Source organism: Streptomyces sp. NPDC028910, from assembly GCF_055564955.1.
The window spans coordinates 81,491-93,628 of sequence record NZ_JBVHVF010000002.1 but is presented as its reverse complement, the minus strand read 5'-3'; the positions used below and the strand labels follow the sequence as shown (position 1 = coordinate 93,628).

The following is a 12,138-nucleotide window of genomic DNA, read 5'->3' as shown; positions in this document are numbered from 1 at the left end:
GCTGTCGGGACGTGAAGGGTTACAGCGCTGTGCCGGAAACTCTGGAAGCGGGGGAGGCAAGCGGACGCCGGCGAGCCATTCGAGCGTCCCCGCCCGTGTTCCCGTGGCCCTTTTTGGATCGTTTCACGCGGACCCACGCGGCGACTCCCACGCTGCTGTTCGGTCCGCTCGGCCTCGGACTCATCGCCAGCGGCGTTGGCGCCGTCGGCTGGAGGAGAGCCGCGGCCCTGGTCGTAGCCGGGTACGTGGCATGGACACTTGCCGAGTACTGGATCCACCGCATCGCGTACCACTGTGTCGCCCCCGTCCGTTTCGGGCCGCGTGTGCAGTGGATGATCCATGGCATCCATCACGACCACCCTAACGACGCGGGCCGGCCGATGACCCCGCCGCTGGCAACCCTTCCGCCTCTCGTGGCCGTGATCTGGTTCATCTGCTGGACGTTGGGAAGCGGGACCGGGCCGGTGGTCGCGGGCGGCTTCACTCTCGGGTACCTCTCCCATGAACTCGTGCACCATCACCTGCACCGCCGCAGACCCTCCACCCGACTGGGGCGGTACCTGCGCCGATGCCACATGCGACATCACTTCCGGGATGAACGCACCTGGTTCGGAGTGACCTGTCCGTATTGGGACTACGTGTTCGGCACCACCGGCCGCGGCTCACCGAGAGAAACGTCGAGATGACCACCATCACTGAAGCCACCCGACACGGCGACCTGTTCGGACAGTTGGAGCCGACGGTTGCCCGCTTGCTGGATCGGCACTTGGGGGCCGTGCGGGATTGGCTGCCGCATACGTTCGTCCCGTGGTCGGACGCCCGTGACTTCGACGGACCGCAAGGTGGCATGCCCTGGTCGGGGGATCAGTCAGCGGTTCCGGCCGCGGTCCAAGACGCCTTGGTGGTCAACCTCCTGACGGAGGACAACCTGCCGAGCTACCACTTCGAGCTGGCAAGCCGTTTCGGCCGCGACGGCGCCTGGGGGACCTGGGTGCATCGGTGGACGGCCGAGGAGGGTCGTCACGGCGACGCACTGCGGATGTACCTGCATGCGCGCAGGGCGGTGGACCCGGTGGCTCTGGAGAACATGCGCATGCGCGCGGTCACCACCGGGTTCACCAGTGCGCAACCGACGATCCTGCACGACCTGGCGTACGTCGCGGTACAGGAGCTGGCAACGCGCGAAGCCCACCGCAACGCCGGGCAAGCGTGCGGCGATCCCCTGGGTGAGCAACTGATGGCCCGCATCGCCGCCGACGAGAACCTGCACATGCTCTTCTACCGTGACCTGTACTCCGCAGCCCTCGATGCCGCGCCGGCGGCCGCGATGGCGGCGCTGGCCGATGTCGTATGCGGCTTCCAGATGCCCGGTACCACCATTCCAGGATTCCAGCGGCGGGCCCTGCGCATCGCCGCGGCGGGAATCTACGACCTGGACGTGCACCGCGAGCAAGTCCTCATGCCGCTGCTGCGTGTGCTGTCGGTCATGGAACGCACCGGGGTAGGCCCCGTCGGGCAGGAAGCGCAAGACCGCATCGGCCGTCACCTGGAGGAACTTCGGGCGGCGAGCGCCCGCGCCCATCGCCTTTACGCGCGCTGGAATCGATCCACCGAGCTGGCTGCCGATCGTCCGGGATAGCGACTGCCAGGCCGGCCGTCCTTTTCATCTTTCCGTGAGAACGACAATGCACGCGGGATGTGTCGCATGTACGAATTGTTGGCCGACCTGTTGGTCCGCGAGTTCGGGATCGCGCCGGAGGTGATCCACCCGCAGGCCAGAGCCCGGGACATCGACCTGGATTCCCTGGCTTTGCTCGAGGTATCGGCCATGTTCACCGAACAGACGGGGCTGTGGTTCGACGAGGCATCGGTTTCCCACGACAGTACCTTGGAGCACGTTGCCCGCTGCTTCGTTCCCCGTGCGGACGTTCAGGCGGGGAAACATCAGGCGGTCACGGCCGAGGCATTTCATCCGAGTTCGTGATCCCGGCGGCCCCTGCGGCATTGAACCGTCCGGGTGTCCTTTCCTGCGGAAATGGAACCGGCCCGTGGGCCATACATAGGGTCGCGAGCCATCACGCCGTGCGCGTCGGCGGGCGAGGCCACCAACCCGGAGTGGCCACCAACCCGGAGTGCCGTAATCAGCCATCTCGAACTCGACGGGAAGACGATGTCTAGCTGGATCACCTCATCCCCGGCGCTCGATGCCTTTCTCGCCCAGGGCGATGTCTACCCCTACTACCGGGTGATCGAAGGCAGGCCGGCACCGGGAGAAGTCGTCGTCGACGGTGTCCGAGCCGTCAATGCCGCGTCGACCGACTACCTCGGGCTCGCCCTCGATCCGCAGATCCGTGCGGCAGCGGCGCTGGCCGCCGAAAACCTGGGAACGTCCTGCTCGGGCTCCGCGATCACCAACGGAACCATCGCGCTGCACCGCGAACTGGAGGAGGAACTGGCCGACTTCCTCCAGCGTCCGGCGGTCATGCTGGCTCCGACCGGCTTCCAGGCCAACCTCACTCTGGCGCACCTGTTCGGCATCGACCACACCGTCGTCGCGGACCAGCACAACCACGCCTCGCTGGTGGACGCGGCGTGCCTGGGCCGCGCGGAGCACCGCAGGTACGGCCACAACGACACGGCGCACGCGGAACGACTGGTGCGCACGGCCCTCGACAAGGGAAGGGCCCCGATCATCATGACCGAGGGGGCGTTCTCTCTCGGCGGGGACCTGTGTGCGCTCCCGCAGCTCGCGGCGCTGGCCGGGCGCTACGACGCGGGCCTGATCGTGGACGGCGCGCACGACATCGGTGTGCTCGGCGCGAACGGCCGCGGGGCGGCTGAGCACTTCGGTGTGGAGGACGCGGTCGACATCGTCACCGGGACGTTCTCCAAGGCGTTCGGTTCCGTCGGAGGATTCGTCGCCGGCCCGGAAGCGGCTGTGCAGGCGTTGCGGCACTACGGACGCGCGGCCGTGTACTCGGCGTCGATGCCGCCCCCCACGGCGGCGGCCGCCCTGGCGGCGGTGCGGATCGCACGCGCCGACCCCGAACGCCGTGCCGCGCTGCATCGCGCTGCCGCTCACCTGAACCGTGGCCTTGCCGAACAAGGGCGCCCTGTGCCCGCGTGGGCCGGGCCGGTCGTCGCCCTCCCTGCCGGAGATCCGGACCTGGGATCTGTAACGTGGCGGGCACTGCTGGAGGCGGGTGTGTTCTCCGCTGTCTTCCGGCCACCGGCCGTGCCGGGCGACCAGGCGGTCATCCGCGTGTCGGTGACCGCGGCGCACAGCCCCGATCAGATCGACCGCATCCTGGACGTGATCGCCCGTCTCCTTCCCGTGTCCGCCGACGCCGGCGCCGACGACGTCCACGACGAGCTGCCGGGTGCGCGCAGCGGCCGCAGCGGCCTGGACCACGGGCCGGACAACGGCAGGGCGGAGGAGAAGGCGCCGTGTCCCGTGCTGTGATGCGTGACCCTTCCGGGCAAGGCCTCGGTGTGCGTGCCGCGTCGTGCGTCGTCGTGCCCGTCCGATCCCGAGCGCAGCTGACTGCCTTCCTGCGGCAGCCCTATGCCGTCTACCGGGACCATCCGCGGTGGGTCGCTCCGCTGGAAGCCGAGCGCCGCCGCTTCCTGGACCTGCGGCGCAATCCGTTCCTCCAGCGCGGCAACGCCGTGTTCTTCCTCGCCCAGCGCGGCAGTGAGACCGTCGGCCGCATCGCGGCGCTGGTCAACCCGGACAGTCCTGATGACCAACGCGAGGGCTACGTCGGTTTCTTCGAGTGCGCCGACGACCTGTCGGCGGCACAGGCACTGTTCGACAGCGCGACGGACTGGCTCCGCACCCAGGCGGTGCGAACGGTCATCGGGCCGATGAACCCCAACCCGCACCACGAATGCGGCCTGCTCGTCGAGGGGTTCGACGATGTCCCCTTCATCGGGATCCCCTACAACCCCCCGTACTACGAGACGCTGTTCACCAGCAGCAATTTCGTACCCGTCAAGGACCTGTTGTCCTGGCTGGTGCCCACCGGCAGCCCCCAAGCCACGCGGCTCCTGCGCTACGCCGATGTTCTGAACAGCCGACACGGGTTCACCGTACGGCCGGCGGACTTCCGGCGCTTCGCCTCGGAATCCGCGCTCGTCCGCGACCTGTACGACGAATGCTGGCGAGAGAACTGGGGCTTCGCGCCGATGGCGGAAGCCGAGTTCGCCCAGTTGGCCCGCACCATGCGCAGCGTGGCACCAGACGCTGTCCGCATCCTCGAAGCGGACGGGCGGCCGGCCGGCTTCAGCATCCTGCTGCCCGACCTCAACCAGGCGCTCGCCCCGGCCCGGGGGCGGCTGACGCGGGCGGGCTGGCCGGGCGGGGCCTGGCGCATCTGGCGCGCCCGGCGCGGCATCGATCGCGGCCGGGTCATGGCCCTGGGGATTCCCGAGGCCTTCCGCCGCCGCGGCGCGGGCGCCGTCCTCCTCGCCGACGCCCTTACGCAGGCACGGCGGCGCGGCTGGGGCGACCTCGACGTGTCGTGGATCCTCGCGGACAACGAACCCGCCAACCGCGGCGTCGCCACCGCCGGCGGTGTCGTCCACAAACGCCACCGCCTCTACGGCAGGTGCCTCGTACACAGTGACGCCTGCGCCTGCCTCGCCTGACCACTCGGCCTGAAGTACCGCGGGCCCGCTTCGAAGGAACAGGAACATGAACCTCACCCACGACCAGATCGCCGCCGTGCTCGCCGAGCTGACCGGCATGAACCAGGCCGAGATCACCCCGGACACCGTGCTGGCGTCCATGGAGATGGACTCGCTCCTGATCGCGGAGTTCGTCACCATCCTCGCCGACGACTACGACGTTGCGTTGCCCGACGACCTCGACATCACCGACACGACCACGGTCGGGCAACTCCTGACGTCGTGCCACCAGGAATCCGCCGTACAGACCACCGTCGGCTCCGGTGCCGCGTGACGGCCCAGGTCGCGGTCACCGGCATCGGCCTGCTCACGCCGGCCGGCCTCGGGGTCGACGCCACCTGGGACGGACTGTCCTCGGGTCGCTCGTTCGCCACCACGGACCCCCTCCTGGCCGGGCTGCCCGTCGACATCTCCTGCGCCCTCGCCGGTTTCACGGCGGCCGAGCACATCGGGCAGCGGCTCGTGCGCCGCACGGACCCCTTCATCCACATGGCCGTCGCGGCGGCCCAGCAGGCCGTCACCGACGCGGCTTTGGAGCCCGGAGCGGCGGATCCGTCCCGGATCGGCGTGGTCCTCGGGGTCGGCGGCAACAGCCTCCTCACCTACGGTGCCCAGCACAGCCGCATGGCCGCGGGCAAGTTCGCGCACGTCTCCCCCTTGGTGGTCTCCCGTAGCGTCCCGAGCATGGCCGCCGGCGAGATCGCCACGTACTTCGACTGCCGGGGCCCGAACTTCACCCTGTCCAGCGCCTGCGCGTCCGGCGGCAATGCGATCGGCGTGGCCCGGGACCTGATCCGCTCGGGAACCTGCGACATCGTGCTCGCCGGGGGCGCCGAGAGCGGCCGGTCGATGCTTTCCGCCGTCGCCTTCGCCCGCGCCGGCGCCCTGTCCACCCGTCTGCACGATCCGGCCGGCGCATCCCGCCCGTTCGACCGCGACCGCGACGGCTTCGTCCTCGGCGAAGGCGCCGCGGTCCTGGTCCTGGAACGCGCCGAACACGCCCGGGCCCGGAGGGCCGCGTGCAGAGCCATGCTGGCGGGATACGGCGCTGCCGCTGACGCGCACCATCCCACTGACCCGCACCCGGACGGGCGAGGACTGCGCCAGGCCGTCACCGCCGCCCTTGCCGACGCCCGCCTCGACCCCGCCGACATCGACCACGTCAGTGCCCACGGCACCGCAACCCGGCTCGGCGACCCGGTCGAAGCCCGCGTCCTGCGACACGTCTTCGCCTCGACGCCTCCGCCGACCACCGCCTTGAAGAGCGTCATCGGCCACGCCCTCGGCGCGGCGGCCGCGATCCAGGCGGCGTGCGCCGTGCTCAGCCTCCGGCACCAGGCCATCCCGCCCACGGCGAACCTCGACACGCCCGACCCCGAGATCGACCTGGACATCGTGACCAAGGCCCCCCGCTCCGCCGCGCTGCGCACGGTCCTCAGCAACGCGTCGGGCTTCGGGGGTGCCAACACCGCTTTGATCTTCCAGACTCCGTAGCCGGAGCGCGGGCACCGCTGTGCCCCCAGCCCTGTGACTTCCCAGCCACGACAGGCCCACGACAGGCCCACGACAGGCCCACGACAGGCCCACGATCGGAAAACGCCACCATGCCTTGCGAAGCCGCCGTCACCGGCATCGGGATGATCACGCCGGGTGGGTCCACCACGGACACCACCTGGGCTTCGGTATGCCGCGGACGAAGCCTGGCCCGCCCCGACAGCGGCCTTGCCGGCCTGCCCGTCGACATCTCGTGCAGCGTCGACGACTTCGACGGCGACGCCGTCCACGGCCGACGGCTGGCCCGGCGCATGGACCGTTTCACCCAGCTGGCCCTCGCGGCCGCGCGGCAGGCCGTCACCGACGCGAAGCTCGACCCCGCGACGTGGCTCAGCCCTCGCGTCGCGGTCATCCTGGGCGTCGGCAGCAACAGCCTGCACACCTATGTCCGTGAGTTCACCCTGCTCGGCCGCGACCAGCCCCGCAGCGTCTCACCGATCGCGCTGCCCCGTAGCCTGCCGAGCACGGCGGCGGCCGAGGTCGCCCTCCACCTCGGTGCTCGCGGCCCCAGCTTCACCGTCGCCTCCGCGTGCGCCTCCGGTGCGACGGCCATCGCCGTCGCCGCCGACCTGGTCACCTCGGGCGCCTGCGACATCGCCCTGGCCGGAGGCGCCGAATCCGGCCTCTCGCGCATGACCGCCACCTGCTTCCACCAGATGCGCACCCTCTCCCGGCGCACCGACGCCCCCGAACACGCCTCGCGGCCTTTCGACATCGACCGCGACGGCCTGGTCCTCGGCGAAGGCGCCGCCGTCCTCGTGCTCGAAAGCCCCCGGCACGCCCTGCGCCGCGGATCGCGGACCCGGGCCGTTCTGCGCGGCCACGCCATGAGTAACGACGCGCACCACCCCGTCGCACCGCACCCCGCCGGTGACGGTGCCGAACAGGCCCTGCGCGGCGCCGTGCACGCCGCCGGGCTGTGCCCGGCCGACATCGGTCACGTCAACGCCCAGGGCACCTCCACCCCTGCCGGAGACGCCGCCGAGGCACTTGCCCTCCTCCGCGTGTTCGCAGAGGCTCCACCCCCCGTCACCGCGCCCAAGAGCGTCCTGGGCCACGCCCTCGGCGCGGCCGGCGCCATTGAAGCCGCTCTCACCGTTCTCACCCTGGAAAAGCAGCTCATCCCACCCACCGCCAACCTCACCCGGCAGGACCCCGGCCGAGAACTCGACATCGTCACCCACAGCCCGCGTCCCGCCCGTATCGAGGCCGCCGTCACCAACTCCTTCGGGTTCGGTGGACACAACACGGTTCTCGCATTCACCCGTTGCTGACGCCAGAGCCGCGACTGTCGCTCCATACGGTGGCTCTGCGTCCGCGGCCCCGCGTGCCGGCCGGTTCACCGGACCACGTTGGATAGCGTTCCCGGATGAGTGCTTCGTCGGATGGAGGAGTCCGCGCCGGCCGTGCTTCGGCCGCGCCGGACCTCGGCGGCATGACGGTGGCGGTGACCGGGGCCGCCGGGTTCATCGGCGGTCACCTGTGCCGCCGGATCGTCGAACTCGGCGGAGAGGCGATCGCTCTGGTGCGGAAGACTTCGGCGCGGGACGGTCTGGCGGGTGTTCCAGCGCGTGTCGTCGAGGTGGACTTGCCCCACGGCGCCGCCGACTTGGCCCCTGTGGTCACCGGCGCCGACGTCGTCGTGCATCTGGCGGGGACCTTGCGGGCGCGCACACGAGCTGAGTTCCATCTCGGAAACGTCGACGTGACGCGCGCCGTCATCGAGGTCCTCTCGGAGATCCCTTCGCCCCCACGGCTGGTCGTGTGCTCGTCGCTGGCGGCCGCGGGACCGGCCCCCGCGCCGGGCGTCCCGCGCACCGAAGAGCACCCGCCCTCTCCGGTTTCCTCGTACGGACACAGCAAACTGGCCGCCGAGCACGTTGCGCGCGCGTTCTGCGAGCGTCTGCCCGTCGTCCTGGTGCGGCCGTCCCTCGTCTACGGGCCCAACGAGCGCGCGTTCGTGCCCTCGCTGGTTTCCATGGTGCGAGCGGGAGTGGCGCTCCAGCCGGCGGGACGTACCGGGCTGTACGCCCCGCTGCACGTCGACGACCTATGCGACGGGCTCCTTGCCGCATCCGTGCGAGGGGTGCCGGTACGGGCGCGGAGCGGCGACAGCGGGCTGTACCACCTTACGGAGGGGCGGCACTACACCCTTGCCCAGCTGACCGGATTCGCCGCCGCGGCGATGGGCCGGAGGGCACCGAGGGTGGTGCCCGTCCCGGGTTCGCTCGTGCGCCTGGCGGGGTGGGTGGCGGAAGGCGCCCTACGGCCGTTCGGCAACGTTCCGCCGCTCAACCGCGACAAGGCACGGGAAGCGTGTCTGAGCTGGACCTCCTCGCCTGAGCGGGCACGGCGCGACCTGGGGTTCCGCCCGCGCGTGAGCTTCGAAGACGGCATGCGTGCGCTGTTCCGGTAGGGCGGCTTCGGTGTGTCAGCCCGCGCCTGACCTGTCCGCAGCACCGGATGCGTACGAGGATGGCCGTGTCGGCGCAACTCTCGGCGACGCCGTGCGCGCCTGCCACGTTCGATATGCCAACTCGGCGACCACGGACACTACTTGCTCCTGTTCTGCCGACTCGATCGGATCCAGTCGCCCGCGGGCGGCTTGCCGCCGCACGGCCTCGACCAGCTCATCCGCGTTCCGTGGCCACGGGACCATCCCACTGCTCGCCATGACGGCGGCGTTGGCCCGACCCTGCCCGGCGATGGGCGCGTAGGTCACGGCCGGCAGTCCCGCGACCAAGGCCTCGGTCAGGGCCATTCCACCGGCGTTCTGCACGAGTACGTCCGCTGCGGCGGTCAAGGCCGCCATGTCGGTACGCCAGCCGAGCGCCACGACGCCCGGGAGCGCGGCGCACCGGCGGTGGAGCCGGCGACTTCGACCGCACAGGACGACGGGCACCACGTCACGGGCCGCGCCCAATGCTCGGACCGTGGACGTCACGTCGCCCAACCCCAGCGAGCCGGACACCACCAGGGCGAGTACCTGGTCGTGCCGCACGCCCAGCTCCGCGCGGACTTCGGCCCGCGCGGCGGCCTCGACCGGGGTGGCGAAGTCGGCGGCTGCCAAGGGGCCGCCGACCTGCATGGGGATGCCGAAACGCGCGCGGCCCTGCGCTGCCGTGGCCTCCGTCACCGTCAGGTGCACGTCCATGCCGCTATGGACCCACATGCGGTGGGCGTAGGGATCGGTCAGGTATCCGACCGCTGGGACCGCCAGCTCCCCGGCTTCCCGGAGCATCCCCACTGTCTGGCACGCCTGGGGGTATGTCGTGACGACCGTGTCGAAGCCGGCCGCCCAGCGAGCGACTTCGGGCATGGCGGTGCGACAGGGCCGCCGGGCCAGGGAGTAGACCGGTGTAGCGACATCCGAGGCCCGCCACAACCAGTCGTACACCCACGGCAAGTACGCCACGGTGAATCCGTAGCGCTCCAACGGCCAACGGCTCGCGGCCGGCAGGGCACGCAGGTAGTCGCGGCACACCACGTCCACGCCGCGCTCGCGCAACCGGGAGGCCAACTCGAACGCGGCCCCGTTGTGACCTGCCCCCACGTCGGCGGTGAGCACCAGGACGCGTGGTCGGCGCCCGCCGGGTTCGTGCGAGAGAGCAGCGATGTCGTCGTCCGTCATGGGGCCAGTTCTACCGGCCCGGCAGCGGCCCCAGGTGGGTTGGTGGGGCGTGTCGGACCTGCCGGGCCTGTCCCTGGGGATCATCGTGTTCCGCAACGTTCGGGCTCCTCCAGCCCTCCGCCGTCTACGGCCAGGCCGCCCGAGACCTGATCACGGCCGCAATGCGGTATTCAGGTGGATTCGCCAGACATCACCGCGCAGTACACCGCCCGGCAAGGGTGATAGCCGATTGCATGTTCGTCACCGCACGCTCCCGGAACGGGGCTCATCACCCCCATGGCTCCGTTCCGGCGGGACAAACCGCGGATGGGCAGAAGGCACGTGAGGAGTCGAGGGTGCGGCACAGCGAACTCTGCATCACGGACGTATGGAAAGCCTACGGCCGCCGGGCCGTGCTGCGCGGTGCGTCTTTGACCGTTCGGGGCGGAACCCTCACGGGCGTGGTCGGCGAGAACGGCGCCGGAAAGACAACACTGCTGCGCATCGTCTGCGGGCAGCTCCAGCCGGACGTAGGCGAGGTGCGCCGACCTGGCCGCCTTGGCTACTGCCCCCAGCAGGCCGTCCTGGATGATTCGCTCACAGTCGGGCAGCATCTGCGCTTCTTCCAAGTCGCCTACAGGCTGCCCGATCTGCGACTGGCCGACGAGCTGCTGGAGCTACTCGGCTGTGCGGAATACCGGGGTGAGCGGACGGGGACACTGAGCGGTGGAACGCGACAGAAGATCAACCTGGTGATCGCGGTGATGCACGACCCGCCCGTCCTCGTCCTCGACGAGCCGTACCAGGGCTTCGACTGGCAGACGTACCTGCGATTCTGGGATCTGGCCGGGCACCTGCGCGAGCGCGGCACATCCATGCTGGTCGTCTCGCACCTCGCGCACGACGCGGACCGCTTCGACGAACTCTGCGAACTTCGGGACGGACGCATCCAGCCCCTGGACCAGCCCGTCACCGTCCCTGCGCGCGGTAGGGGCGGGCTGTGAGGCACACGGGACGGGCCTTCGCCACGGCGTTCCTGTTCGTCCTGGCCGGCCACGTCCGCAACCGCCTGGCCGTCGTCATGGCCGTGTTCTTCCTGCCGACGTGGATCTGGATGGTCCGCGAGGTTACCTACGTCGGCACTCTTCACTTCCGCCTGCCGGCACTGGCTCGTGACCTCACCGTCAACTCCAACCACATGAACCAGACCGCCAGCGCCCTGAACGCAGCTACCCTCATCGTCGGGTTCATGATGTTCATGGCCACCCACAAGTCAGGCGACCTCGACCGGCGATTGGTTCTGGCCGGCTACCCGCGGGGCCCCCTTCTGTGTGCCAAGGCAGCCGGGCTGGTGCTGGTCGGCGTCGCGATGGGCCTGTACTGCGCCACTGTCCTGACCCTGCTCTGCCCAGTACGCCAACCGGCCGCTCTGGCGGCGGCGGCAACCGCTTCCTGCCTCGTCTACGGGGGGATCGGCATCATGCTCGGAATGCTCCTGCGGGGAGAACTCGAAGGCATGTTCCTGGTCATCATGACCAGCCTGGTCGATGTGTCGATGCAGAACCCGTCGATCAACGCCTCACTCGACCAGCCGGGCCTCGAACTGCTGCCCCTTTATGCCCCACAGCAACTCGCCATCGCGGCTGTCTTCACCGACACATCTCCCTGGGAGTACGCCCCGCTCGGCCTCGGCTGGTTCATCCTGACCTGCACGGCAGGATGGGCGCTCTTCCACGCGCGCACCCGCTGCTATCCGCGCCAGACCGAACCAACCATGCCCCACCCGAGGAAGACCGTCCCCGCGGCCGGCAACGGATCCTCGGGCCCGGACGACGAGCCCAAGGCTCCGGCAGCCGGACGCCAGGGGCAGACGTGACTTGTACGACGCAGACGCCCGCCCGGCTCCGGCCGCCCTCCGAGGCGGCCCGCAGCCCGTATGACGGCTGCTGTCCGCCTGCGCGGTGGTTCGGCCAGGCGTATCGGATGTCGCAACGCTGTTCGGCCGTTGTTCCGGCGGGCGGTACTTGGTTCCAGGGAGGCGACGGCTGTGGGGCGACGTGCGCGTGACACTCCTCTTCCCGGGCCGAGGCGGATACCGGCGGGTGGTTCGGGGCGCGGTCCACTGCCGTACCGGGAAGGGGTGCGGCACGCAGTCTCGTACGCATTCGCCCCCGAGCAGGCCTCGGGCGGCTGGAATTGACCGGCATAGAAGCGGTATTCCTCCTAAATCGCCCGGCAAAATCGATCCATCTACCATCTTTCAGGCCTAGAAGTCCTGTTTCCGC

The 12,138-nt window shown here is 70.2% G+C and carries 12 protein-coding genes; 11 read left to right on the top strand and 1 reads right to left on the bottom strand.

The window, feature by feature from the left end; translation table 11 throughout:
* Positions 1-11 precede the first annotated feature (11 nt).
* The 9 genes from ACZ4TV_RS03080 to ACZ4TV_RS03040 all read left to right on the top strand — a co-directional run bounded on the left by ACZ4TV_RS03080 (position 12) and on the right by ACZ4TV_RS03040 (position 8,659).
* Positions 12-686: a sterol desaturase family protein gene (locus ACZ4TV_RS03080; RefSeq protein ID WP_468130075.1), complete on the top strand. Its 675-nt coding sequence runs from the start codon at positions 12-14 to the stop codon at positions 684-686.
* A complete protein-coding gene (locus ACZ4TV_RS03075; protein ID WP_468130073.1) occupies positions 683-1,639 on the top strand; it encodes an acyl-ACP desaturase in 957 nt (318 codons plus the stop codon). The genes ACZ4TV_RS03080 and ACZ4TV_RS03075 overlap by 4 nt, the downstream gene beginning before the upstream one ends.
* A gap of 66 nt (positions 1,640-1,705) precedes the next feature.
* The gene (locus tag ACZ4TV_RS03070) at positions 1,706-1,984 is read left to right on the top strand and encodes a phosphopantetheine-binding protein (RefSeq protein WP_468130071.1); all 279 of its coding nucleotides are present in this window, start codon (positions 1,706-1,708) and stop codon (positions 1,982-1,984) included.
* 186 nt (positions 1,985-2,170) lie between these two features.
* The gene (locus tag ACZ4TV_RS03065) at positions 2,171-3,463 is read left to right on the top strand and encodes an aminotransferase class I/II-fold pyridoxal phosphate-dependent enzyme (protein ID WP_468130069.1); all 1,293 of its coding nucleotides are present in this window, start codon (positions 2,171-2,173) and stop codon (positions 3,461-3,463) included.
* Positions 3,463-4,650: a GNAT family N-acetyltransferase gene (locus ACZ4TV_RS03060; protein WP_468130067.1), complete on the top strand. Its 1,188-nt coding sequence runs from the start codon at positions 3,463-3,465 to the stop codon at positions 4,648-4,650. The genes ACZ4TV_RS03065 and ACZ4TV_RS03060 overlap by 1 nt, the downstream gene beginning before the upstream one ends.
* Before the next feature lie 46 nt (positions 4,651-4,696).
* Complete coding sequence (locus tag ACZ4TV_RS03055) at positions 4,697-4,963, top strand: acyl carrier protein (protein WP_468130065.1); 267 nt, start codon at positions 4,697-4,699, stop codon at positions 4,961-4,963.
* The gene (locus ACZ4TV_RS03050; RefSeq protein WP_468130063.1) at positions 4,960-6,183 is read left to right on the top strand and encodes a beta-ketoacyl-[acyl-carrier-protein] synthase family protein; all 1,224 of its coding nucleotides are present in this window, start codon (positions 4,960-4,962) and stop codon (positions 6,181-6,183) included. Before ACZ4TV_RS03055 ends, ACZ4TV_RS03050 begins: the two co-directional genes overlap by 4 nt.
* A gap of 110 nt (positions 6,184-6,293) precedes the next feature.
* Positions 6,294-7,517 carry a beta-ketoacyl-[acyl-carrier-protein] synthase family protein gene (locus ACZ4TV_RS03045; protein ID WP_468130061.1) on the top strand — a complete coding sequence of 408 codons (1,224 nt, stop codon included), beginning with the start codon at positions 6,294-6,296 and terminating at the stop codon, positions 7,515-7,517.
* Positions 7,518-7,612: 95 nt separating this feature from the next.
* Positions 7,613-8,659 (top strand): NAD-dependent epimerase/dehydratase family protein, encoded by a 1,047-nt coding sequence (locus tag ACZ4TV_RS03040; protein WP_468130059.1) that lies wholly within the window; start codon positions 7,613-7,615, stop codon positions 8,657-8,659.
* 15 nt (positions 8,660-8,674) lie between these two features.
* Here ACZ4TV_RS03040 and ACZ4TV_RS03035 read toward each other — a convergent pair whose 3' ends face one another.
* Positions 8,675-9,874, bottom strand: coding sequence for a glycosyltransferase (locus ACZ4TV_RS03035; RefSeq protein WP_468130057.1), 1,200 nt, complete (start codon positions 9,872-9,874; stop codon positions 8,675-8,677).
* A gap of 335 nt (positions 9,875-10,209) precedes the next feature.
* On the opposite strand from ACZ4TV_RS03035, the gene ACZ4TV_RS03030 reads away from it, so the two are divergent.
* A complete protein-coding gene (locus ACZ4TV_RS03030; protein ID WP_468130055.1) occupies positions 10,210-10,857 on the top strand; it encodes an ABC transporter ATP-binding protein in 648 nt (215 codons plus the stop codon).
* On the top strand, positions 10,854-11,729 hold the full coding sequence (locus tag ACZ4TV_RS03025) for a hypothetical protein (RefSeq protein ID WP_468130053.1): 876 nt from the start codon (positions 10,854-10,856) through the stop codon (positions 11,727-11,729). Before ACZ4TV_RS03030 ends, ACZ4TV_RS03025 begins: the two co-directional genes overlap by 4 nt.
* Positions 11,730-12,138: the final 409 nt, after the last annotated feature.

Coding starts and splice junctions, on each gene's coding strand:
- ACZ4TV_RS03075 (WP_468130073.1), top strand. CDS start 683: ATGACCACCATCACTGAAGCCACCCGACACGGCGACCTGTTCGGACAG.
- ACZ4TV_RS03070 (WP_468130071.1), top strand. CDS start 1,706: ATGTACGAATTGTTGGCCGACCTGTTGGTCCGCGAGTTCGGGATCGCG.
- ACZ4TV_RS03065 (WP_468130069.1), top strand. CDS start 2,171: ATGTCTAGCTGGATCACCTCATCCCCGGCGCTCGATGCCTTTCTCGCC.
- ACZ4TV_RS03060 (WP_468130067.1), top strand. CDS start 3,463: ATGCGTGACCCTTCCGGGCAAGGCCTCGGTGTGCGTGCCGCGTCGTGC.
- ACZ4TV_RS03055 (WP_468130065.1), top strand. CDS start 4,697: ATGAACCTCACCCACGACCAGATCGCCGCCGTGCTCGCCGAGCTGACC.
- ACZ4TV_RS03045 (WP_468130061.1), top strand. CDS start 6,294: ATGCCTTGCGAAGCCGCCGTCACCGGCATCGGGATGATCACGCCGGGT.
- ACZ4TV_RS03040 (WP_468130059.1), top strand. CDS start 7,613: ATGAGTGCTTCGTCGGATGGAGGAGTCCGCGCCGGCCGTGCTTCGGCC.
- ACZ4TV_RS03035 (WP_468130057.1), bottom strand. CDS start 9,874: ATGACGGACGACGACATCGCTGCTCTCTCGCACGAACCCGGCGGGCGC.